This is a genomic window from Cupriavidus sp. 207A1, from assembly GCF_057798955.1.
This window is the reverse complement of the sequence record NZ_JBYOJO010000007.1, coordinates 366,200-387,658: the sequence shown is the minus strand read 5'-3', so window position 1 is coordinate 387,658 and position 21,459 is coordinate 366,200. Positions and strand designations below refer to the sequence as shown.

The window sequence follows — 21,459 nt, the reverse complement described above, 5'->3', positions numbered from 1 at the left end:
CTGATTCTCGGCGTCAACGGCTTCATCGGCCACCACCTGACGCGCCGCATCCTGGAAACCACGCCGTGGGAGGTCTACGGCATGGACATGAACACGGACCGCCTGGGCGACCTCGTCGACCACCCGCGCATGCATTTCTTCGAGGGCGACATCACCATCAACAAGGAGTGGATCGAGTACAACATCCGCAAGTGCGACGTGGTGCTGCCGCTGGTCGCCATCGCCACCCCGGCCACCTACGTGCGCCAGCCGCTGCGCGTGTTCGAGCTGGACTTCGAGGCCAACCTGCCGATCGTGCGCGCCGCGGTCAAGTACCGCAAGCACCTGGTGTTCCCGTCGACCTCCGAGGTCTACGGCATGTGCGGCGACGAGGAATTCGACCCCGACGCCTCGCCGCTGGTCTACGGCCCGATCAACAAGCCGCGCTGGATCTACGCCTGCTCCAAGCAGCTGATGGACCGCGTGATCCATGCCTATGGCATGGAGCAAGGGCTCAATTACACGCTGTTCCGCCCCTTCAACTGGATCGGCGCGGGGCTGGACTCGATCTTCGAATCGAAGGAAGGCTCGTCGCGCGTGGTGACGCAGTTCCTGGGCCATATCGTGCGCGGCGAACCGATCAGGCTGGTCGACGGCGGCGCGCAGCAACGGGCCTTCGCCGACATCGCCGACGGCATCAGCGCGCTGATGCGCATCATCGAGAATCCCGGCGGCGTGGCCAGCGGCAAGATCTACAACATCGGCAACCCGGACAATATCCACTCGGTGCGCGAGCTCGCCGAGATGATGCTGAAGATGGCCGCCGACTACCCGGAATACGCGCAGCAGGCGCGCCTCACCCAAATCGTCGAGACCTCGTCGGGCGACTTCTACGGCAAGGGCTACCAGGACGTGCAGCACCGCGTGCCGAAGATCGACAACACCATCGAGGAGCTGGGCTGGCGCCCCGAGATCGGCATGGAAGCGGCGCTGCGGTGCATCTTCGAGGCGTACCGCAGCCCCGTCAGCGATGCCCGCGTGCTGGTCAACCACGGCTGAGCGCTCGCGGCCCATGCAAAGCAGAACGGCGGTGCCCAGGCACCGCCGTTCTGCATCCGGGCATGCTTAGCCCACCGAGACCTCGATCCGGCGCGGCCGCGCTTCATCGCGGCGCGGGATGGTCAGCTTCAGCACGCCATCCTGCAGGTTGGCCTCGATTCCGGACGCGTCAAGGTCCGGGCTGAGCGTGAACGTGCGCGCATAGCGCGGCTGCCGTACCTCGGCATGCTGCACGCGCAGGCCCGCCGGCATTGGCAGCACCGCCTCGCCCTCGATGCGCAGGCTGCTGTCGTGCACGTTGACCTCCAGCTTCTCGCGCGGCACCCCCGGCAGGTCCGCCCACAGCGTAACGCCCGCGGCGGTTTCGAAGATGTCGACGGCGGGGATCAGCGTCATGGCCGGGGCCTCGTCGCGGCGCTGCGCCACGGCACCGCCCTGCCCGGCCGCATTGGCCTGGTCGCGCTGGACGACTTGATTCAAATCGGTCATGGCTACCTCCTCACATTAGCTGACGGTGATGGCACGCGGGCGCGAGGCCTCGCGCTTGCCGACGCTGATCGACAGGCAGCCGTTGGCGTAGCGTGCCTGCACCTTGTCGGGGTCGGCCGCCTGCGGCAGCTCGATCACACGGCGGAAGCTGCCCGCAAAGCGCTCCTGCGCGTAGGGCCGCGCCTCGGCGTCGCCCTCGGGCTGCGTCGCGGCGCGCTCGCCGCTGATGGTCAGCAGGCCCTTGTCCACCGACACCTCGAACTGCTCCGCCTTCAGGCCCGGGGCAAACACCACGATCTCGATGGAGTCGTCGGTGGTGCCGATATTGAGCGGCGGAAACGCACCGAAACGCCCGGAGCGCAGGCTCGACGGAAAGCCGCCGAACAGGCCGGCCATTTGCCGTTGCATCCGGTCGAATTCACTGAACAGATCAGTCCCGAAAATGAAGTCACTCATGGTTGGATCCTCCTTCTGTGCAGCGGGGAGGCGCACGGACGCCTTGTTTCCCGGCCGCCGGCGCGCCGGCTGGCGGGGAAGCCACAGCGCGTTGCTGCAGCGGCTGGGCAATCCTTAATTAGTGTCCGGGCCGGAGGATTTCAAGAGGGGTTGGTGCAGGCTGGCCGGCGCCTCAGGCACCGGCACGATCGAAGCCGGCCTTGCGCGCCAGCACGATGGCCTGGCCGCGGTTTTCCACTTCCAGCTTGGCGAAGATGCTGGTGATATGGTTGCGCACGGTCTTTTCGCACAGGTCGAGGTGGGCAGCGATCTGCGCGTTGTCGCGCCCCTGCGCGATCAGTTCGACGATATCGCGCTCGCGGCGCGTGAGCGCGGTGAACGCGGCGAAGGCGGGAGAGCGCGCCGGCTGCGCCAAGGGCAGGAACCCGCGCACCTCGTCGAGCCAGCGGCGCCACGCCGGCTCGTCCTCCAGCAGCAGGTGGTTGCCGCTTTCCAGCGGCACGAAGCGCGCCCCGGGAATCTCGCTGGCCATCAGGCGGCCTTCATCGAACGGCACGCGCGCGTCGCGCACCGCGTGCAGCACCAGCGTCGGGCACGATACGCGCGGCAGCAGCGCCACCACATCAATCTCGTTGAACACGCGCATGAAGCGCGCCGCATTCAGCGGCGAGGTCGACACCCGCTCCAGTTCATTGAACCAGGCATGCTGCTCGGCGGTGCCGCCGGGAATGAACTGGGTGGTGAAGAACTGGCGGAAGGCGGGGTTCTCCTGGCCCCAGCCGAGTTCGGCCAGCTTGTTCATCAGCTCCGCTTCTTCCAGCAGGCGCTGGCTCAGGTGGTCGCGCTTGAGGCGCCCGCGCGCGTAGCCGCCGTGCAGCACCAGGTGGCTGACGCGCTGCGGATGCGCCACCGCGTAGGCCACGGCGATCGATGCGCCCTGCGAGATACCCAGCAGCGGGAAATGGTCCACGCCGGTGGCGTCGACGATGGTTTCGAGATCGCGCAGCCAGGCATCGAAGGACAGGTCCTCGATGTCGCGGTCGGACAGCCCGCAGCCGCGCTCGTCATAGCGGATCAGCGTATGCGTATCGGACAGCGCCGTGATCATGTGGCTCCACACCGGGCTGCCGACGTCGAACTCCAGGTGGCTCATCCAGTTGGCCGCCTTGACCAGCGGCGCGCCGCTGCCGGTGATGGCATAGGCCAGCCGCACGCCATCGCGGCTGGTGCACAGGCGGATCTGCTGCTTGAACATCGGCATGTCGGGGCCGCGCGGGCAGGAGCTGCCTGCCGGAGGCCGCGGGCCGCGGCCGCCATGCGGGCGCGCCGCGTGACTTCCCTAGCTTAGGCAAAGGACGGGCGGCGCAAAAGCGCCGCCGCGGGTTCAGGACAGGCATTCCCCGCTGCCGCGCGCATCGCTGCGCGCGCCGTCGGTATACGGGTCACGAGAGGGGTCACGAGAGGGGTCACGAGAGGCGGCGCGCGCGCCCTCGGTGAAGACGTCGAAACGCCCCATGCGCGCGCCGTCGGTATAGGGATCCGCCTTGCGCAGTCCGTCCTGGCTCGCGTCGAAGCCGCGCACCCGGCACACGGAAAGGTTGCCGCGCGCCACCACGGGCAGCAGCGCGGTCCCTGCGTCCGGACTGCGCGCGCCCTCGGTAAATGCATCGCGCTGGGCGGCGGCGTGGCGCGGCATGGCAGCGGCCAGCGCTTCGCCATAGGCACCGGCGCGGGCCGGCTGGCTCAGGCCGGCGGCGAGTGCGGCAGCGGCAACGAGGGTGTGGGCAAGATTCCTGTGCATTGCAATCTCCAACTGCGGTAGCCGGCGGCAGGGTCAGCCGCGGCAGCTCCGTCATTCAGGCGATCGGCGGCGAAACGGCGCGGCTGCACGGGATCGCCCGTGCCGTGCAAGCCATGGCCTGGCGCCGGCCGGCTGCGATCCATCAGGGCAGCGGCATGGCGCCGGACTCCGGATTTCCGGGGGGTGCTGGGGCAGTCTGGAAGGCCGCCGCGCCGATGAGGGAACTGCCGCAAGGCGCGGGGCTGAGACAAGCTGAGGGACGCATTGTCGGACGCGGGTCGGTTGGCCGCATGAGGCTACGGTCCCGGTTCGGGCTGCCGCATGGCCGTTTTCCGGGACCTGTGCCCCGCAGCGGGCATTGCCCCAAAATGAAAAGCCCCCGGGGCGCCTGGCGGCGCAGACCCGGGGGCTGGGGGAGCGGGCGGCGGGCGCGGCCCGCGCGCGCTCAGATCTCGACCTTGGTGCCCAGTTCGACGACCCGGTTGGCCGGGATCTGGAAGAAGTCCGACGGCTTGGCGCCGTTCTGGTGCATCCACGCGAACAGGCTTTCGCGCCACATCGGCATGCCCGGCAGCTTGGACGGGATCACCGATTCGCGGGCGATGAAGAACGAGGTCTCCATCAGCTCGAAATGCATGTCCAGCTTGCGATCGGCCAGGTCCAGCACCTTCTGCACGTCCGGCGTTTCCTTGAAGCCGTATTCGGACTTGAGGATAAACACGCCGCCGCCCAGGTCCTTGCAGCTCAGGCGCTGGTCGTCGTCGACGTACGGCACGTCGCGCGTGATGAAGTTCAGGAACACCACGCGCTCATGCAGCACGCGGTTGTGCTTCAGGTTGTGCAGCAGCGAGACCGGCACCGAGTCGGTGTTGCCGGTCAGGAACACCGCGGTGCCCTCGACCCGGTGCGGCGGGTGCGCCAGCAGGCCGGCGATGAACGGCTCGAGCGGGATGCCGTCTTCCAGGCTGCGCGCGCGCAGCAGCTTGCGGCCGCTGTACCAGGTCATCAGCAGGAAGAACGCACTGCTGCCCAGCAGCAGCGGGAACCAGCCGCCTTCGGCGACCTTGAGCAGGTTGGCCGCGAAGAACGACAGGTCGACCACCAGGAAGGCCGCGCCCAGCACCGCGACCAGCGCCGGGTTCCATTTCCAGACGTTGCGCATGCACACCGTCGCCAGGATGGTGGTGATGACCATGGTGGTGGTCACCGCGATGCCATAGGCCGCCGCCAGGTTCTCGGACTTCTTGAACGAGATCACGACCGCGAACACCAGCACCAGCAGCAGCCAGTTGACCACCGGCAGGTAGATCTGGCCAATCTCCGCCGCCGAGGTATAGCGCACCCGCATGCGCGGCAGGAAGCCCAGCTGGATCGCCTGGCTGGTCAGCGAGTACGCGCCCGAGATCACCGCCTGCGAGGCGATCACGGTGGCGCAGGTGGCCAGCAGCACCATCGGGATCAGCAACAGCTCCGGCACCATCAGGTAGAACGGGTTCTCGGCCCCGGCCGGATTGTTCAGCAGCATCGCGCCCTGGCCGAAGTAGTTCAGCATCAGGCACGGCATCACCAGGATGAACCAGCCGATGCGGATCGGGCGCGCGCCGAAGTGGCCCATGTCGACATACAAGGCCTCGGCCCCGGTCAGCACCAGGAACACCGAGCCGAGCACGATGAACGCCTGCAGCGAGTGCTCCACCAGGAAGGTGATGCCGTAGTAGGGATTCACCGCCTTCAGGATTTCCGGCGCCTGCACCAGGTTGTAGACGCCCAATGCGCCCAGCGCGAGGAACCACGCCAACATCACCGGCCCGAACAGCTTGCCCACCGCGGCGGTGCCATGACGCTGGATCAGAAACAGCGCCGCCAGAATCACCAGCGTGATCGGTATCACGAATTGCGACAGCTGCGGCGCGGCGATCTCCAGCCCCTCCACCGCCGACAGCACCGAGATCGCCGGCGTGATCACCGCGTCGCCGTAGAACATGCAGGCGCCGAAGATGCCCAGCATCATCAGCACCCTGGCCTTGCCGGAGCGCGGCGCCACGGTGCGCAGCACCAGCGCCATCAGCGCCAGCACGCCACCCTCGCCGTCGTTGTCGGCCCGCATCACGAACACCACGTACTTGATCGAGACCACGATGATCATGGCCCAGAACAGCATGGAGATCACGCCCAGCACGGCGTCCGTGCTGAAGGCGATGCCGTGCTCCTTGCTGAAGCATTCCTTGAGGGCGTAAAGCGGGCTGGTGCCGATGTCGCCGAAGACGACGCCTACCGCGCCGAGCACCAGCGCGCGCGTGCTGGGGCTCTCGACAAAATAGTGGCTGGTTGTGGATTGGGTCATGAAGTTGGGTCTGCCCGACCGGAGCGCCGGCAGGTTTGTTGGCTCTGCAGCGGGCCGGTCAGATCCGGCGCAACAGCTTGCTGCGCCCGGTGCCGGTGCTGGGTGCGGTTCTTATTGCATTGCACAAACGCGCGCAATTCTAGTGGAACTGTCGACTATCGACCACTGCGGCAAACCGGGATGCCGCTTTCGTGACTTCGGAAGGATGGGAGGGAAGTGGCGGATGGTCAAGCCCCGCGAGAGCAAAACAGCGATACCTTGCGCCCGCAAGTGCCGTTGCGGCAGGGCAACAATAGTGCCTTATACGCCGCTCTCTCTTTCTCTCTCGATTCAGACGCCGAGGTAGCGGTCCAGCGCTTCGGGCTTGCCGGCCAGGTCAGAGGCGGGGCCGGACAGCACGACCCGGCCCTTTTCCAGCACCACGGCACGGTCGGCGTGGGCCAGCACCGAGCGGAAATTGCGGTCGACCACCACCGAGGCGATACCGGTGGCCCGCACCGTGGCGATGACGGCCCAGATCTCGCGGACGATGCGCGGCGCCAGTCCTTCGGTGGCCTCGTCCAGCACCAGGCAGTCAGGATTGGTCATCAGCGCGCGGCCGATCGAGAGCATCTGCTGCTCGCCGCCGGACAGTTGCTGGCCGCCATGAGACAGGCGCTCCTTCAGGCGCGGGAACAGGTCGAGCACGCGCGCCTCGTCCCAGTCGTTGCGGCCATTGCAGCCCTGGCGCGCCGCCATCAGCAGATTCTCGCGCACCGACAGGCTCGGGAAGATGCCGCGCCCCTCCGGCACGTAGGCCACCCCCAGCCGCGCGACCTCGAACGGCTGCGCGCGCGAGAGATCGCGGCCGGCCACCAGGATCCGGCCCTGGCGCTGGCGCACGTGGCCGAGCAGCGTGCGCAACAGCGTGCTCTTGCCCATGCCGTTGCGCCCCAGCAGCCCGACCGTCTCGCCCGCGCCGACGGTGAAGTCGATGTCGCGCAGCACGTGGCTGGAGCCATACCAGGCGTTGATGCCGGTGGCCTCGATCATCGGCGTGGCCGCAGCCGCCGCGGAGTTCTGCAGGTTCATGCGGCCTCGTCCTCTTCCTCGCCCAGGTAGGCCACCTGGACTTCGTGGTTGGTGCGGATCGCCTGCGGGCTGCCGGTGGCGATCACGGCGCCGTTGACCATCACGGTGATGCGGTCCGCGACCGAGAACACCGCGTCCATGTCATGCTCCACCAGCAGGATGGCGTGGCCTTCGCGCAGGCCGCGCAGCAGCGCCAGCATCCGCGCCGACTCTTCCGCGCCCATGCCGGCCAGCGGCTCGTCCAGCAACAGCGCGACCGGCTGCGTGGCCAGGCACATCGCCACTTCCAGCTGGCGCTTCTGCCCGTGCGCGAGGTCGCTGGCGCGCCGGTCCGCCAGGTGCTCCAGCCCGGCGCGCTCCATGGCCTCGTCGGCCAGCGTCGCGGCGGTGCGGCAGCCCTGGGCGCTTTCCCACACCCGCCACGCGCGCTGCGCGCGCGACTGCGCCGCCAGCCGGCAGTTCTCGCGCACCGTCAGCGGCAGGAAAATGTTATTGCGCTGGTAGCTGCGCCCCACGCCATGGCGCGCCAGCCGCGGCTGCGACCAGCCGGTCACGTCCTCGCCCTTCAGGCGCAGCCGGCCCGAGGAAGGCGGCAGTTCGCCGGACAGCATATTGATCAGGGTCGACTTGCCCGCGCCGTTGGTACCGATCACGGCGTGGATCTCATGCAGCGCCAGCGTCAGGTCGACCCCCGCGACGGCGGTCAGGCCGCCGAAGCGGCGCGTCAGCTGCTGCGCCTCCAGGATAGGGGTGGCGGGCGCGTTCATGCGGCCTCCGTATGGCTGCGCGGCTCGGCGGCGGCTTCGTCGGTGCCAGAGCCGGCATCGCCATTGCGGCGGCGCCGGCGTCCGTGCCGCAGCACCGACGGCAGGCTCACCAGCCCGCGCGGCAGCAGCGCCACCGCGACAATGATGAAGCCGCCCATCAGCAGCTGCCAGTGCTTGGTCAGGGTACTGAACCACTCGGCCAGCAGCACGAACGAGAACGCGCCCAGCACCGCGCCGGCGAGGCTGCCGACGCCGCCCAGGATCACCATCAGCATGGCGTTGCCGGACTGGTGCCACGACGCGATTTCCGGATTGACGAAGCCGAACTGGATCGCATAGAGAAACCCGGCCAGGCCCGCCAGCAGCCCGCCCGCGACAAAGGCACCAAGCTGGTAGCGATAGGTGGCATAGCCGGCCGCGCGCATGCGCTGCTCGTTGTGGCGGATGCCGACCAGCGCGTGGCCGAAGCGCGAGCGCAGCACCAGCATCAGCACCGCCACGGTCGCCAGCAGGCCCAGCCACACCAGCCAGTAGAAGTGCATCGGGTCGTTCACCGTCAGCAGGTGCTCGCCGGGCACGGGGAATTCCGGACGGAAGTAGATATAGGTGCCGTCGCTGCCGCCCGCGACCTTGGTGTCGTGGAACACGAAGTACACCATCTGCGCGAACGCCAGCGTCACCATGATGAAATACACGCCGCGCGTGCGCAGCACCAGCGCGCCCACCACCAGCGCCAGCGCGGCCGATGCCGCCAGCGCGCCGGCCAGCAGCACCCAGCCGTTGCCAGGGCCGCTCTGCGGCGCCAGCATGGCGGTGGCGTAGGCGGCCATGGCGAAATAGGCGGCATGGCCCAGGCTGACCAGCCCGGTGTAGCCGATCAGCAGCTGCAGCGAGAGCGCGAAGATCGCCATGATCATCACCTTGCTGAGCAGCTCGATATAGAACTTGTGGCTGTCCGCGGTCAGCAGCAGCGGCAGCCCGGCCAGCACCGCGAAAGCCACCACCCAGCCCAGCGCGGTGGCCAGCGTGGCGTTGCGCGCAGCGTGCCGGCGCGCCGGCAATGTCGTCGGATTCATGTCACCCCGCCTTGAACAGCCCCTGCGGCTTCCACAGCAGGATCACCGCCATCAGCAGGTAGATCAGCACGCCGGCTGCCTCCTGCCAGAACACCTTGCCGAAGGTATCGACAAAGCCCAGCAACAGCGACGCCACCAGCGCGCCCTTGACCGAGCCGATGCCGCCGATCACCACCACCACGAAGCAGACGATCAGCACCTGCGCGCCCATGCCGGGATAGACCGACGACACCGGCGCCGCGATCATGCCGGCCAGCACCGCCAGCGCCACGCCGAGCGCGAACACAAAGCGGTACAGCACGGTGATATTGATGCCAAGCGACTGCACCATCTCGCGGTTGGTGGCGCCGGCGCGGATCATCATGCCCAGGCGCGTGCGGCGGATCACGTAGTACATCGCCAGCGCCACCACCAGGCAGATGGCGGAGATGAACAGGCGGTACACGGGATACGTCATGTCATTGCCGATCGGCAGCGCGCCGTCGAGCAGCGCCGGCACCTGCACGCCGTGCACGTCATCGCCGACCAGGATGCTGCGCAGCTCCTCGAACACCAGGATCAGGCCATAGGTCATCAGCACCTGCTGCAGGTGGTCGCGCTCGTACAGGTAGCTGAAGAAGGCCCATTCCAGCACGTAGCCGAACGCCACCGCCAGCACGATGCCCAGCGGGATGGCGATGAACAGGTTGCCGGTCAGTCCGGCCAGCGTGAAGGCCAGGTAGGCGCCCAGCATGTAGAAGCTGCCGTGGGCCAGGTTGATCACGCCCATGATGCCGAAGATCAGCGTCAGGCCGCTGGCGACCAGGAACAGCAGCAGGCCGTACTGGACGCTGTTCAGGCACTGGATGAGGAAGGAGACGATGTCCATGCGGGCAATACATCAAGGAACCGATAGCGCCACGCATGCTGGTGGCAAGCTCCCTCTCCCGCGCCTGGGAGAGGGGCGCAAACACGCGGGTGTTGAAGCGCTTACAGCCGGCAGCCGCGCGCCGGATCGGCCAGCGCCTTCACCGCCACCGCACTGACCTTGTTCTCGCGCCCGTCAACCTTGCGCAGGTAGAAGTCCTGAACCGGGTTGTGCGCCTTGGACAGCGTGAAGGTGCCGCGCGGGCTGTCGATCCTGGCGCCGCCCATGGCCTTGTACAGGTCGGCCTTGCGCGTCATGTCGCCCTTCACCGCGGTCGCGCCGGCCGCCAGCAGCTGCGCGGCATCGTAGCCCTGCACCGCGTACACGTCGGGCTGCAGCTTGTAGGTCTTGGCGTAGTCCAGGCGGAAATTCTTGTCGCGCGCGTTGCTCAGGCCGTCGGCGTAATGCAGCGTGGTCTCCAGGCCCTGCGCGGCGTTGCCCTGCGCCTCGAGCGTGCCGTCGGTCAGGAAGCCCGAGCCATACAGCGGAATCTTGTCCTTCAGCCCGGCCGCGGCCCAGTCCTTGACGAACTTGACCGCGCCCCCGCCGGCAAAGAACACGAACACGGCATCGGGCTTGAGCGATGCCACTTCGGTGATCAGCGCCTGGAACTCGACATTGGGGAACGGCAGGCTCAGCTCCTTCACCACCTTGCCGCCCTTGGCCTCGAACGCTTCCTTGAAGCCCTTGACCGACTGCTCGCCGGCAGCGTATTTCCAGGTCAGCGTCACCACCTTCTTCAGGCCGCGTTCGCCCAGCACCTGGCCCATGGCATAGCCCGGCTGCCAGTTCGAGAACGAGGTGCGGAAGATGTTGGGCCCGCACAGCGGTCCGGTGGCCTCGTCGACGCCGGCGTTGGGAATGATCAGCAGCGTGTTGTTTTCCTTGGCCACCTTGACGATGCCCATCTGCACGCCGGAATGCACCGTGCCGACCACCACGTCGACCTGGTCGCGCTTGACCAGCTTGGTGGCATTCTCAGGCGCCTTGGCCGGATCGGACTCGTCGTCGACCTTGAAGTACTCGATCTCGCGCCCGCCCAGCTTGCCGCCCTGCTGCTGCACGTACATGCGGAAGCCGTTTTCGATGGCGTTGCCCAGCGCGGCGTAGGTGCCGGTGTACGGCAGCATGAAGCCGACCTTGATCTTGCCGCCGGCGGGGGCGCCGGTCGCGGGGGCCGCGGTCTGCGCGGACGCGCCGGCCATGGCAAAGACGGTGGCGACGGCAAGGCAGGCAGGCGCAAGCCTGCGCGATGGGAAGCGACGCATGGTGTCTCCTGGTGGTCAAGCCGGTTGGCTCGCTGGACCGTTGCCGGTCACCCCTGCCCTTGCCACGGGCCGCCGGCGCATCTGGCACCGGGAACCCCTGCGCAATCGGCGGGAAGCCGAATTATTTTAGGTTTGAAGTATATGCGTTTATATGCCGAACCGCGGCCAGCGTCAACGGATCTTTTTGGTCGCGATGGGGCGAATGTCCGCATCGCGCGAGTTTAAGCAAGGTGGTCTGGGGGGCATATCGATGGATACCCTCGATCTGCGCCATGGTGCCGTACTCGTCGTCCTCGCCCTGCACCGCCAGCACCGGGCATCGGATGCCGGACAGCAGCGGCCGCAGGTCCCAGGCGCGGAATTCAGGGTCGAGCCAGATATCGTTCCAGCCCCAGAACGCCGAATCGACATCCGCGTGGTGGCGCGCCAGCCGCTCGCGCAGGTCGGTTTCGAGATAGGCCTGGCGCGTCGCCGCGATGCTTTGCACCGACAGGTCTTCGACCACGATATGGGGCGCCAGCACGGTGATGCCCGCCACCGCACGCGCAAAGCTGGCAGCGTGGATCAGCGCGATCGAGCCGCCGTCGCTGTGGCCGAGCAGCCAGGGCGTGCCGTGCGCGCGTCCGGGTCCGATTTCGAGCGCATCGAACAACGCGGGCAACGCCTCGCGCGCCTGCCGGTGCATGAAATCGGGGCGCCACTTCTGGTCGTGCGGCCGCGGCGTGGAGCGACCGTAGCCGTAGCGGGAAAACACCAGCCCGCGGTAATCGCCGGCCTCGCAGAAGTCCAGCGGAAAGTCGCGCCACATGCTGACCGAGCCCAGGCCCTCGTGCAGGAACACCACCAGCGGGCGCTGCGCGCGCTGCGGGCGCAGCCACTGGTATTCGATCTGGATGCGGCGGTTGTCGAACGGAATCTCGACCAGGCTGCTGGGCATGGACATCTTGTCTGGTTGCATCGGTTAAGGAAGTTCAGCCGCGCGCGGCCTGCTCGCGCTGGCGCAGGCGGAAGCGCTGGATCTTGCCGGTCGCGGTCTTGGGCAGTTCCGGCACGCATTCGATCTGGCGCGGGTACTTGTACGGCGCCAGGCGCGACTTGATGAAGGCCTGCAGTTCCGCCGCCATGCCGTCGTGCCACTGCTGGCCGGGCCGCAGTACCACGAACGCCTTGGGCTTGACCAGTTCGTCGGCGTCCGTCACGCCGATCACCGCTGCTTCCAGCACGGCCGGATGCTGTGCCAGCGCTGCCTCGACCTCGAACGGCGAGACGTAGATGCCGCCGACCTTGAGCATGTCGTCGCTGCGGCCGGCGTAGGTGTAGTAGCCGTCCGCATCGCGCAGATACTTGTCGCCGCTGCGGGTCCAGGCGCCGACAAAGGTCTCGCGGCTCTTGTCGCGGTTGCACCAGTACATCAGCGCGGCGCTCGGGCCCTTGATGTAGAGCTCGCCGATCTCGCCGGCGGCGCACGGCTGGCACTGCTCGTCGAGCAGCCTGATTTCGTAGCCGGGGACCGGCACGCCGGTGGTGCCGTAGCGCACCGCGCCCGGCCGGTTCGACAGGAAGATATGCAGCATCTCGGTGGAGCCGATGCCGTCGAGGATGTCGCAGCCGAAATGCGCCAGGAAGCGTTCGCCGATATCGCGCGGCAGCGCCTCGCCGGCCGAGGTGCATACGCGCAAGGCCACCTGCGCTCGCGCCGGCAGCTCGGGCGCGGCCAGCATGCCGGCGAACAGTGTCGGCACGCCGCAGAACAGCGTCGGCTTGTGCTCGCACAGCCGTTTGAACACGGCCGCGGGCGTGGGCCGCTCGGCCATCAGCACGGTGGTGGCGCCGACCGACAGCGGGAAGGTCAGCGCGTTGCCCAGCCCGTAGGCAAAGAACAGCTTGGCCGCGGAGAACACCACGTCGGCCTCGCGAATGCCCAGCACCTGCCGTGCATAGAGGTCGGCGGTATGGAACAGGTTGGCGTGGGTATGCACGGTGCCCTTGGGCCGGCCGGTCGAGCCGGACGAGTAGAGCCAGAACGCCATGTCGTCGGGCCCGGTGCTCGCAGTCGTTGCCGGTGTGCGCGTGCGCGCCAGCATCGCGCCGACGCTGCACGACGGTGCGGCGCCGGCGTGCGGTGCGGCCTGGATCACGGTCGGCGACAGCCCGCTCTTGTCGATCGCGGCCTGCATCACCTGCAGCAGCGGCTCGGACACCACCACCGCGCGTGCGCCGCAGTGTTCGAGCATGTAGGCGTAGTCGTCGGCCGTCAGCAGGGTATTGACCGCCACCGGCACCACGCCGGCCAGCAGGCAGCCGAGGAACACCACCGGAAAATCGACCGTATCCAGCGCGCACAGCAACAGGCGCTCTTCCTGGCGCAAGCCGGCCGCGCGCAGCGCGCCGGCGAAGCGGCGGGCCCGCTCGTCGAGCTCGGCGTAGGTCAGCGCGGTGGTGTCGTCGCGATAAGCGGTCTTGGCCCCGCGGCCGGCCGCGAGGTTGCGCGACAGCAGATCGTCGGCGGCGTTATAGCGTGACGGCGGCGCCGCAATGGCACCAGCGGTGCCGGCCGCGGCCGCGGCAAGGGTGGGGGGCGTCATGTCTGCACTCCTCGGGGTCGCGCGCCGCGGCCCGCTACTGCCCCGCGGGCGCGCGCCGGCACCAGGCCAGTCGCTGTTATGGGGACCGGCCGGAATGGAGCCGGAATCCGCTTGTTGATGCATTTTATTTCACATCAACTATTATGCAACCAAGGGAATGCACTATAGGACAGGGTTCGCGGTCGCAGCCGCCTCCGGCACCACTTGGTGCGGCCCCGCTGAACGTATAATGCGCCCCTGCTTTTGCCCGAGCCTTCATTGGCCGCCTCCAACCCCGACCGACACCATGCGCCGCGATTCCGCACCGCTGCCCGCCGCCAGCGCCGCCGAGGCCGACACCCCTGCCGCGCCCGCTGCCAACGCCGAACGCGACCCCTACCTGACCCGGCTGGGCGAACGCATCCGCTCGCTGCGCGCCTCGCGCGGCATGTCGCGCAAGGACCTTGCGCGCGGCGCGGCCGTGTCCGAACGCTATCTGGCCAATCTGGAAACCGGCACCGGCAATGCCTCGGTGCTGCTGCTGCGGCAGGTGGCGCGCGCGCTCGATGTGCCGTTGCCGGTGGTGCTGGCCGAGGTGGACACCCTCAACGGCCAGCAGGCGTCCGAATTCGCGCAGATGGTCCAGTGGCTGGCGCAATTGCCAGCCAGCGACCTTGCGCGGGTACGCGAAGCCTGCCGCCATGCGCTGGCGCCGGAACAGTCCGGCGATGCGCGCCACCGCCGCATCGCGCTGATCGGCCTGCGCGGCGCCGGCAAGTCGACGCTCGGGCGCGCGCTCGCCGCGGTGCGCGACGTGCCCTTCGTCGAACTGAATACCGTGATCGAGCAGGAAGCAGGCGCCAGCCTGTCCGAGATCCACTCGCTGTACGGGCAGGCCGCCTATCGCCGCTACGAAATGCGCGCGCTGGAGCGGACCCTGCGCGAACACGACCGCATGGTGCTGGCCACCCCCGGCAGCCTGGTGTCGGAGCCGGCCACCTTCAACCTGCTGCTGGCGCAGTGCTACACCATCTGGGTGCGCACCTCGCCCGAAGAGCACATGGCGCGCGTGGTGGCCCAGGGCGACATGCGGCCGATGGAAGGCAACCGCGAGGCCATGGCCGACCTGCGCCGTATCCTCGAAGCGCGCGCGCCGCTGTATGACCGGGCCGACCTGTCGATCGACACCAGCGGCCAGGACGCCGCCGCCTCGCTGCAGCAACTGCGCGCCCGGCTGGAGGCCGCGGGCGCCTGAGCTGCCCCGGCGCAGGCCGACAAAGACGTTGCACCACCCGTCTCCATGCACTATATTTCATCAAAAGCCGCAAGGCACGATAGTGCACTCTGGAGACAGCCATGTCCACGCCGGCAATCGCCCCGCAGCACCCCGGCTCGGCCGACGCGCCCGCGCCGGTCACGTTCGAGCGCCACCCCGACCAGTACCGCCACTGGAAGCTGAACTTCAACGGCCCCATCGCCACGCTGGCGATGGACGTCGACGAGGAAGGCGGCCTGCGTCCGGGCTATGCGCTCAAGCTCAATTCATACGACCTCGGCGTCGACATCGAACTGCACGACGCGCTGCAGCGCATCCGCTTCGAGCACCCCGAGGTGCGCACCGTGGTGCTCACCAGCGCACGCGAGCGCATCTTCTGCTCGGGCGCCAATATCTTCATGCTGGGGCAGTCGTCGCACGCGTGGAAGGTCAACTTCTGCAAGTTCACCAACGAGACCCGCAATGCCATCGAGGACGCCAGCCGGCACTCGGGATTGAAGTTCATCGCCGCCTGCAACGGCACTACCGCCGGCGGCGGCTATGAACTGGCGCTGGCATGCGACGAGATCGTGCTGGTCGACGACCGTTCGTCCGCGGTAAGCCTGCCCGAGGTGCCGCTGCTGGGGGTGCTGCCCGGCACCGGCGGGCTTACGCGCGTAACCGACAAGCGCCATGTGCGCCGCGACCACGCCGACATCTTCTGCACCACCACCGAAGGCGTGCGCGGCCAGCGCGCCAGGGACTGGAAGCTGGTCGACGAGGTGGTCAAGCCGGCGCGCTTCGCCGAATACGTGGCCGAGCGCGCCGCGGCGCTGGCAGCGACCAGCGACCGTCCGCAAGGCCACCACGGCATCACCCTGACGCCGCTGTCGCGCACCATCGAGCCGGACGGCTATCGCTACGAGACCGTGCGCGTGCACGTCGACACCGCCGCGCGCAAGGCCACGCTGACCGCCAAATCGTCGAGACCTCGTCGGGCGACTTCTACGGCAAGGGCTACCAGGACGTGCAGCACCGCGTGCCGAAGATCGACAACACCATCGAGGAGCTGGGCTGGCGCCCCGAGATCGGCATGGAAGCGGCGCTGCGGTGCATCTTCGAGGCGTACCGCAGCCCCGTCAGCGATGCCCGCGTGCTGGTCAACCACGGCTGAGCGCTCGCGGCCCATGCAAAGCAGAACGGCGGTGCCCAGGCACCGCCGTTCTGCATCCGGGCATGCTTAGCCCACCGAGACCTCGATCCGGCGCGGCCGCGCTTCATCGCGGCGCGGGATGGTCAGCTTCAGCACGCCATCCTGCAGGTTGGCCTCGATTCCGGACGCGTCAAGGTCCGGGCTGAGCGTGAACGTGCGCGCATAGCGCGGCTGCCGTACCTCGGCATGCTGCACGCGCAGGCCCGCCGGCATTGGCAGCACCGCCTCGCCCTCGATGCGCAGGCTGCTGTCGTGCACGTTGACCTCCAGCTTCTCGCGCGGCACCCCCGGCAGGTCCGCCCACAGCGTAACGCCCGCGGCGGTTTCGAAGATGTCGACGGCGGGGATCAGCGTCATGGCCGGGGCCTCGTCGCGGCGCTGCGCCACGGCACCGCCCTGCCCGGCCGCATTGGCCTGGTCGCGCTGGACGACTTGATTCAAATCGGTCATGGCTACCTCCTCACATTAGCTGACGGTGATGGCACGCGGGCGCGAGGCCTCGCGCTTGCCGACGCTGATCGACAGGCAGCCGTTGGCGTAGCGTGCCTGCACCTTGTCGGGGTCGGCCGCCTGCGGCAGCTCGATCACACGGCGGAAGCTGCCCGCAAAGCGCTCCTGCGCGTAGGGCCGCGCCTCGGCGTCGCCCTCGGGCTGCGTCGCGGCGCGCTCGCCGCTGATGGTCAGCAGGCCCTTGTCCACCGACACCTCGAACTGCTCCGCCTTCAGGCCCGGGGCAAACACCACGATCTCGATGGAGTCGTCGGTGGTGCCGATATTGAGCGGCGGAAACGCACCGAAACGCCCGGAGCGCAGGCTCGACGGAAAGCCGCCGAACAGGCCGGCCATTTGCCGTTGCATCCGGTCGAATTCACTGAACAGATCAGTCCCGAAAATGAAGTCACTCATGGTTGGATCCTCCTTCTGTGCAGCGGGGAGGCGCACGGACGCCTTGTTTCCCGGCCGCCGGCGCGCCGGCTGGCGGGGAAGCCACAGCGCGTTGCTGCAGCGGCTGGGCAATCCTTAATTAGTGTCCGGGCCGGAGGATTTCAAGAGGGGTTGGTGCAGGCTGGCCGGCGCCTCAGGCACCGGCACGATCGAAGCCGGCCTTGCGCGCCAGCACGATGGCCTGGCCGCGGTTTTCCACTTCCAGCTTGGCGAAGATGCTGGTGATATGGTTGCGCACGGTCTTTTCGCACAGGTCGAGGTGGGCAGCGATCTGCGCGTTGTCGCGCCCCTGCGCGATCAGTTCGACGATATCGCGCTCGCGGCGCGTGAGCGCGGTGAACGCGGCGAAGGCGGGAGAGCGCGCCGGCTGCGCCAAGGGCAGGAACCCGCGCACCTCGTCGAGCCAGCGGCGCCACGCCGGCTCGTCCTCCAGCAGCAGGTGGTTGCCGCTTTCCAGCGGCACGAAGCGCGCCCCGGGAATCTCGCTGGCCATCAGGCGGCCTTCATCGAACGGCACGCGCGCGTCGCGCACCGCGTGCAGCACCAGCGTCGGGCACGATACGCGCGGCAGCAGCGCCACCACATCAATCTCGTTGAACACGCGCATGAAGCGCGCCGCATTCAGCGGCGAGGTCGACACCCGCTCCAGTTCATTGAACCAGGCATGCTGCTCGGCGGTGCCGCCGGGAATGAACTGGGTGGTGAAGAACTGGCGGAAGGCGGGGTTCTCCTGGCCCCAGCCGAGTTCGGCCAGCTTGTTCATCAGCTCCGCTTCTTCCAGCAGGCGCTGGCTCAGGTGGTCGCGCTTGAGGCGCCCGCGCGCGTAGCCGCCGTGCAGCACCAGGTGGCTGACGCGCTGCGGATGCGCCACCGCGTAGGCCACGGCGATCGATGCGCCCTGCGAGATACCCAGCAGCGGGAAATGGTCCACGCCGGTGGCGTCGACGATGGTTTCGAGATCGCGCAGCCAGGCATCGAAGGACAGGTCCTCGATGTCGCGGTCGGACAGCCCGCAGCCGCGCTCGTCATAGCGGATCAGCGTATGCGTATCGGACAGCGCCGTGATCATGTGGCTCCACACCGGGCTGCCGACGTCGAACTCCAGGTGGCTCATCCAGTTGGCCGCCTTGACCAGCGGCGCGCCGCTGCCGGTGATGGCATAGGCCAGCCGCACGCCATCGCGGCTGGTGCACAGGCGGATCTGCTGCTTGAACATCGGCATGTCGGGGCCGCGCGGGCAGGAGCTGCCTGCCGGAGGCCGCGGGCCGCGGCCGCCATGCGGGCGCGCCGCGTGACTTCCCTAGCTTAGGCAAAGGACGGGCGGCGCAAAAGCGCCGCCGCGGGTTCAGGACAGGCATTCCCCGCTGCCGCGCGCATCGCTGCGCGCGCCGTCGGTATACGGGTCACGAGAGGGGTCACGAGAGGGGTCACGAGAGGCGGCGCGCGCGCCCTCGGTGAAGACGTCGAAACGCCCCATGCGCGCGCCGTCGGTATAGGGATCCGCCTTGCGCAGTCCGTCCTGGCTCGCGTCGAAGCCGCGCACCCGGCACACGGAAAGGTTGCCGCGCGCCACCACGGGCAGCAGCGCGGTCCCTGCGTCCGGACTGCGCGCGCCCTCGGTAAATGCATCGCGCTGGGCGGCGGCGTGGCGCGGCATGGCAGCGGCCAGCGCTTCGCCATAGGCACCGGCGCGGGCCGGCTGGCTCAGGCCGGCGGCGAGTGCGGCAGCGGCAACGAGGGTGTGGGCAAGATTCCTGTGCATTGCAATCTCCAACTGCGGTAGCCGGCGGCAGGGTCAGCCGCGGCAGCTCCGTCATTCAGGCGATCGGCGGCGAAACGGCGCGGCTGCACGGGATCGCCCGTGCCGTGCAAGCCATGGCCTGGCGCCGGCCGGCTGCGATCCATCAGGGCAGCGGCATGGCGCCGGACTCCGGATTTCCGGGGGGTGCTGGGGCAGTCTGGAAGGCCGCCGCGCCGATGAGGGAACTGCCGCAAGGCGCGGGGCTGAGACAAGCTGAGGGACGCATTGTCGGACGCGGGTCGGTTGGCCGCATGAGGCTACGGTCCCGGTTCGGGCTGCCGCATGGCCGTTTTCCGGGACCTGTGCCCCGCAGCGGGCATTGCCCCAAAATGAAAAGCCCCCGGGGCGCCTGGCGGCGCAGACCCGGGGGCTGGGGGAGCGGGCGGCGGGCGCGGCCCGCGCGCGCTCAGATCTCGACCTTGGTGCCCAGTTCGACGACCCGGTTGGCCGGGATCTGGAAGAAGTCCGACGGCTTGGCGCCGTTCTGGTGCATCCACGCGAACAGGCTTTCGCGCCACATCGGCATGCCCGGCAGCTTGGACGGGATCACCGATTCGCGGGCGATGAAGAACGAGGTCTCCATCAGCTCGAAATGCATGTCCAGCTTGCGATCGGCCAGGTCCAGCACCTTCTGCACGTCCGGCGTTTCCTTGAAGCCGTATTCGGACTTGAGGATAAACACGCCGCCGCCCAGGTCCTTGCAGCTCAGGCGCTGGTCGTCGTCGACGTACGGCACGTCGCGCGTGATGAAGTTCAGGAACACCACGCGCTCATGCAGCACGCGGTTGTGCTTCAGGTTGTGCAGCAGCGAGACCGGCACCGAGTCGGTGTTGCCGGTCAGGAACACCGCGGTGCCCTCGACCCGGTGCGGCGGGTGCGCCAGCAGGCCGGCGATGAACGGCTCGAGCGGGATGCCGTCTTCCAGGCTGCGCGCGCGCAGCAGCTTGCGGCCGCTGTACCAGGTCATCAGCAGGAAGAACGCACTGCTGCCCAGCAGCAGCGGGAACCAGCCGCCTTCGGCGACCTTGAGCAGGTTGGCCGCGAAGAACGACAGGTCGACCACCAGGAAGGCCGCGCCCAGCACCGCGACCAGCGCCGGGTTCCATTTCCAGACGTTGCGCATGCACACCGTCGCCAGGATGGTGGTGATGACCATGGTGGTGGTCACCGCGATGCCATAGGCCGCCGCCAGGTTCTCGGACTTCTTGAACGAGATCACGACCGCGAACACCAGCACCAGCAGCAGCCAGTTGACCACCGGCAGGTAGATCTGGCCAATCTCCGCCGCCGAGGTATAGCGCACCCGCATGCGCGGCAGGAAGCCCAGCTGGATCGCCTGGCTGGTCAGCGAGTACGCGCCCGAGATCACCGCCTGCGAGGCGATCACGGTGGCGCAGGTGGCCAGCAGCACCATCGGGATCAGCAACAGCTCCGGCACCATCAGGTAGAACGGGTTCTCGGCCCCGGCCGGATTGTTCAGCAGCATCGCGCCCTGGCCGAAGTAGTTCAGCATCAGGCACGGCATCACCAGGATGAACCAGCCGATGCGGATCGGGCGCGCGCCGAAGTGGCCCATGTCGACATACAAGGCCTCGGCCCCGGTCAGCACCAGGAACACCGAGCCGAGCACGATGAACGCCTGCAGCGAGTGCTCCACCAGGAAGGTGATGCCGTAGTAGGGATTCACCGCCTTCAGGATTTCCGGCGCCTGCACCAGGTTGTAGACGCCCAATGCGCCCAGCGCGAGGAACCACGCCAACATCACCGGCCCGAACAGCTTGCCCACCGCGGCGGTGCCATGACGCTGGATCAGAAACAGCGCCGCCAGAATCACCAGCGTGATCGGTATCACGAATTGCGACAGCTGCGGCGCGGCGATCTCCAGCCCCTCCACCGCCGACAGCACCGAGATCGCCGGCGTGATCACCGCGTCGCCGTAGAACATGCAGGCGCCGAAGATGCCCAGCATCATCAGCACCCTGGCCTTGCCGGAGCGCGGCGCCACGGTGCGCAGCACCAGCGCCATCAGCGCCAGCACGCCACCCTCGCCGTCGTTGTCGGCCCGCATCACGAACACCACGTACTTGATCGAGACCACGATGATCATGGCCCAGAACAGCATGGAGATCACGCCCAGCACGGCGTCCGTGCTGAAGGCGATGCCGTGCTCCTTGCTGAAGCATTCCTTGAGGGCGTAAAGCGGGCTGGTGCCGATGTCGCCGAAGACGACGCCTACCGCGCCGAGCACCAGCGCGCGCGTGCTGGGGCTCTCGACAAAATAGTGGCTGGTTGTGGATTGGGTCATGAAGTTGGGTCTGCCCGACCGGAGCGCCGGCAGGTTTGTTGGCTCTGCAGCGGGCCGGTCAGATCCGGCGCAACAGCTTGCTGCGCCCGGTGCCGGTGCTGGGTGCGGTTCTTATTGCATTGCACAAACGCGCGCAATTCTAGTGGAACTGTCGACTAT

General features: G+C 68.1%; 19 protein-coding genes and 2 pseudogenes. 4 read left to right on the top strand and 17 right to left on the bottom strand.

Annotated features, from left to right (window positions below; translation table 11 throughout):
- On the top strand, positions 1–1,038 hold a 1,038-nt coding region (locus AC3FMM_RS16015; protein WP_488686920.1), incomplete at its 5' end, for a bifunctional UDP-4-keto-pentose/UDP-xylose synthase.
- Between the two features lie 66 nt (positions 1,039–1,104).
- Here AC3FMM_RS16015 and AC3FMM_RS16010 read toward each other — a convergent pair.
- From AC3FMM_RS16010 to AC3FMM_RS15955, 12 genes are all read right to left on the bottom strand, one after another.
- Positions 1,105–1,527, bottom strand: a complete 423-nt coding sequence (locus tag AC3FMM_RS16010) for an Hsp20/alpha crystallin family protein (protein ID WP_115709134.1) — start codon at positions 1,525–1,527, stop codon at positions 1,105–1,107.
- A gap of 15 nt (positions 1,528–1,542) precedes the next feature.
- A complete protein-coding gene (locus tag AC3FMM_RS16005; RefSeq protein WP_115709132.1) occupies positions 1,543–1,983 on the bottom strand; it encodes an Hsp20/alpha crystallin family protein in 441 nt (146 codons plus the stop codon).
- A gap of 172 nt (positions 1,984–2,155) precedes the next feature.
- A complete protein-coding gene (locus AC3FMM_RS16000) occupies positions 2,156–3,244 on the bottom strand; it encodes an alpha/beta fold hydrolase (protein ID WP_115709130.1) in 1,089 nt (362 codons plus the stop codon).
- 123 nt (positions 3,245–3,367) lie between these two features.
- Positions 3,368–3,784, bottom strand: coding sequence for a hypothetical protein (locus AC3FMM_RS15995; RefSeq protein WP_488686919.1), 417 nt, complete (start codon positions 3,782–3,784; stop codon positions 3,368–3,370).
- A 445-nt stretch (positions 3,785–4,229) separates the two neighbouring features.
- The gene (locus tag AC3FMM_RS15990; RefSeq protein WP_115709126.1) at positions 4,230–6,128 is read right to left on the bottom strand and encodes a potassium transporter Kup; all 1,899 of its coding nucleotides are present in this window, start codon (positions 6,126–6,128) and stop codon (positions 4,230–4,232) included.
- 330 nt (positions 6,129–6,458) lie between these two features.
- Positions 6,459–7,199, bottom strand: coding sequence for an ABC transporter ATP-binding protein (locus tag AC3FMM_RS15985; protein WP_115709124.1), 741 nt, complete (start codon positions 7,197–7,199; stop codon positions 6,459–6,461).
- Positions 7,196–7,966 carry an ABC transporter ATP-binding protein gene (locus AC3FMM_RS15980; RefSeq protein WP_116312435.1) on the bottom strand — a complete coding sequence of 257 codons (771 nt, stop codon included), beginning with the start codon at positions 7,964–7,966 and terminating at the stop codon, positions 7,196–7,198. The genes AC3FMM_RS15985 and AC3FMM_RS15980 overlap by 4 nt, the downstream gene beginning before the upstream one ends.
- On the bottom strand, positions 7,963–9,042 hold the full coding sequence (locus AC3FMM_RS15975) for a branched-chain amino acid ABC transporter permease (protein WP_115709120.1): 1,080 nt from the start codon (positions 9,040–9,042) through the stop codon (positions 7,963–7,965). The genes AC3FMM_RS15980 and AC3FMM_RS15975 overlap by 4 nt, the downstream gene beginning before the upstream one ends.
- A 1-nt stretch (position 9,043) precedes the next feature.
- Positions 9,044–9,910 (bottom strand): branched-chain amino acid ABC transporter permease, encoded by an 867-nt coding sequence (locus AC3FMM_RS15970; RefSeq protein ID WP_025582061.1) that lies wholly within the window; start codon positions 9,908–9,910, stop codon positions 9,044–9,046.
- A 101-nt stretch (positions 9,911–10,011) separates the two neighbouring features.
- The gene (locus tag AC3FMM_RS15965) at positions 10,012–11,217 is read right to left on the bottom strand and encodes an ABC transporter substrate-binding protein (RefSeq protein WP_115709118.1); all 1,206 of its coding nucleotides are present in this window, start codon (positions 11,215–11,217) and stop codon (positions 10,012–10,014) included.
- 121 nt (positions 11,218–11,338) lie between these two features.
- Complete coding sequence (locus AC3FMM_RS15960) at positions 11,339–12,154, bottom strand: alpha/beta fold hydrolase (RefSeq protein ID WP_240987708.1); 816 nt, start codon at positions 12,152–12,154, stop codon at positions 11,339–11,341.
- Positions 12,155–12,188: 34 nt separating this feature from the next.
- The gene (locus AC3FMM_RS15955; protein WP_488686918.1) at positions 12,189–13,802 is read right to left on the bottom strand and encodes a benzoate-CoA ligase family protein; all 1,614 of its coding nucleotides are present in this window, start codon (positions 13,800–13,802) and stop codon (positions 12,189–12,191) included.
- A gap of 286 nt (positions 13,803–14,088) precedes the next feature.
- On the opposite strand from AC3FMM_RS15955, the gene AC3FMM_RS15950 reads away from it, so the two are divergent.
- From AC3FMM_RS15950 to AC3FMM_RS15940, 3 genes and pseudogenes are all read left to right on the top strand, one after another.
- A complete protein-coding gene (locus tag AC3FMM_RS15950; protein WP_116312433.1) occupies positions 14,089–15,036 on the top strand; it encodes a helix-turn-helix transcriptional regulator in 948 nt (315 codons plus the stop codon).
- Between the two features lie 101 nt (positions 15,037–15,137).
- A pseudogene (locus AC3FMM_RS15945) lies at positions 15,138–16,019 on the top strand (enoyl-CoA hydratase-related protein); the annotation flags it as partial.
- Positions 16,013–16,210 (top strand): annotated as a pseudogene (locus tag AC3FMM_RS15940) (bifunctional UDP-4-keto-pentose/UDP-xylose synthase); the annotation flags it as partial. The pseudogenes AC3FMM_RS15945 and AC3FMM_RS15940, both read left to right, overlap by 7 nt.
- A gap of 66 nt (positions 16,211–16,276) precedes the next feature.
- Here AC3FMM_RS15940 and AC3FMM_RS15935 read toward each other — a convergent pair.
- The 5 genes from AC3FMM_RS15935 to AC3FMM_RS15915 form a co-directional block, all read right to left on the bottom strand.
- On the bottom strand, positions 16,277–16,699 hold the full coding sequence (locus tag AC3FMM_RS15935; protein ID WP_115709134.1) for an Hsp20/alpha crystallin family protein: 423 nt from the start codon (positions 16,697–16,699) through the stop codon (positions 16,277–16,279).
- Positions 16,700–16,714: 15 nt separating this feature from the next.
- A complete protein-coding gene (locus tag AC3FMM_RS15930; protein WP_115709132.1) occupies positions 16,715–17,155 on the bottom strand; it encodes an Hsp20/alpha crystallin family protein in 441 nt (146 codons plus the stop codon).
- A 172-nt stretch (positions 17,156–17,327) separates the two neighbouring features.
- Positions 17,328–18,416, bottom strand: coding sequence for an alpha/beta fold hydrolase (locus AC3FMM_RS15925; protein WP_115709130.1), 1,089 nt, complete (start codon positions 18,414–18,416; stop codon positions 17,328–17,330).
- Between the two features lie 123 nt (positions 18,417–18,539).
- Positions 18,540–18,956, bottom strand: a complete 417-nt coding sequence (locus AC3FMM_RS15920; protein ID WP_488686919.1) for a hypothetical protein — start codon at positions 18,954–18,956, stop codon at positions 18,540–18,542.
- Between the two features lie 445 nt (positions 18,957–19,401).
- Complete coding sequence (locus tag AC3FMM_RS15915) at positions 19,402–21,300, bottom strand: potassium transporter Kup (RefSeq protein ID WP_115709126.1); 1,899 nt, start codon at positions 21,298–21,300, stop codon at positions 19,402–19,404.
- Positions 21,301–21,459: the final 159 nt, after the last annotated feature.

Coding starts and splice junctions, on each gene's coding strand:
- AC3FMM_RS16010 (WP_115709134.1), bottom strand. CDS start 1,527: ATGACCGATTTGAATCAAGTCGTCCAGCGCGACCAGGCCAATGCGGCC.
- AC3FMM_RS16005 (WP_115709132.1), bottom strand. CDS start 1,983: ATGAGTGACTTCATTTTCGGGACTGATCTGTTCAGTGAATTCGACCGG.
- AC3FMM_RS16000 (WP_115709130.1), bottom strand. CDS start 3,244: ATGCCGATGTTCAAGCAGCAGATCCGCCTGTGCACCAGCCGCGATGGC.
- AC3FMM_RS15995 (WP_488686919.1), bottom strand. CDS start 3,784: ATGCACAGGAATCTTGCCCACACCCTCGTTGCCGCTGCCGCACTCGCC.
- AC3FMM_RS15990 (WP_115709126.1), bottom strand. CDS start 6,128: ATGACCCAATCCACAACCAGCCACTATTTTGTCGAGAGCCCCAGCACG.
- AC3FMM_RS15985 (WP_115709124.1), bottom strand. CDS start 7,199: ATGAACCTGCAGAACTCCGCGGCGGCTGCGGCCACGCCGATGATCGAG.
- AC3FMM_RS15980 (WP_116312435.1), bottom strand. CDS start 7,966: ATGAACGCGCCCGCCACCCCTATCCTGGAGGCGCAGCAGCTGACGCGC.
- AC3FMM_RS15975 (WP_115709120.1), bottom strand. CDS start 9,042: ATGAATCCGACGACATTGCCGGCGCGCCGGCACGCTGCGCGCAACGCC.
- AC3FMM_RS15970 (WP_025582061.1), bottom strand. CDS start 9,910: ATGGACATCGTCTCCTTCCTCATCCAGTGCCTGAACAGCGTCCAGTAC.
- AC3FMM_RS15965 (WP_115709118.1), bottom strand. CDS start 11,217: ATGCGTCGCTTCCCATCGCGCAGGCTTGCGCCTGCCTGCCTTGCCGTC.
- AC3FMM_RS15960 (WP_240987708.1), bottom strand. CDS start 12,154: ATGCCCAGCAGCCTGGTCGAGATTCCGTTCGACAACCGCCGCATCCAG.
- AC3FMM_RS15955 (WP_488686918.1), bottom strand. CDS start 13,802: ATGACGCCCCCCACCCTTGCCGCGGCCGCGGCCGGCACCGCTGGTGCC.
- AC3FMM_RS15950 (WP_116312433.1), top strand. CDS start 14,089: ATGCGCCGCGATTCCGCACCGCTGCCCGCCGCCAGCGCCGCCGAGGCC.
- AC3FMM_RS15935 (WP_115709134.1), bottom strand. CDS start 16,699: ATGACCGATTTGAATCAAGTCGTCCAGCGCGACCAGGCCAATGCGGCC.
- AC3FMM_RS15930 (WP_115709132.1), bottom strand. CDS start 17,155: ATGAGTGACTTCATTTTCGGGACTGATCTGTTCAGTGAATTCGACCGG.
- AC3FMM_RS15925 (WP_115709130.1), bottom strand. CDS start 18,416: ATGCCGATGTTCAAGCAGCAGATCCGCCTGTGCACCAGCCGCGATGGC.
- AC3FMM_RS15920 (WP_488686919.1), bottom strand. CDS start 18,956: ATGCACAGGAATCTTGCCCACACCCTCGTTGCCGCTGCCGCACTCGCC.
- AC3FMM_RS15915 (WP_115709126.1), bottom strand. CDS start 21,300: ATGACCCAATCCACAACCAGCCACTATTTTGTCGAGAGCCCCAGCACG.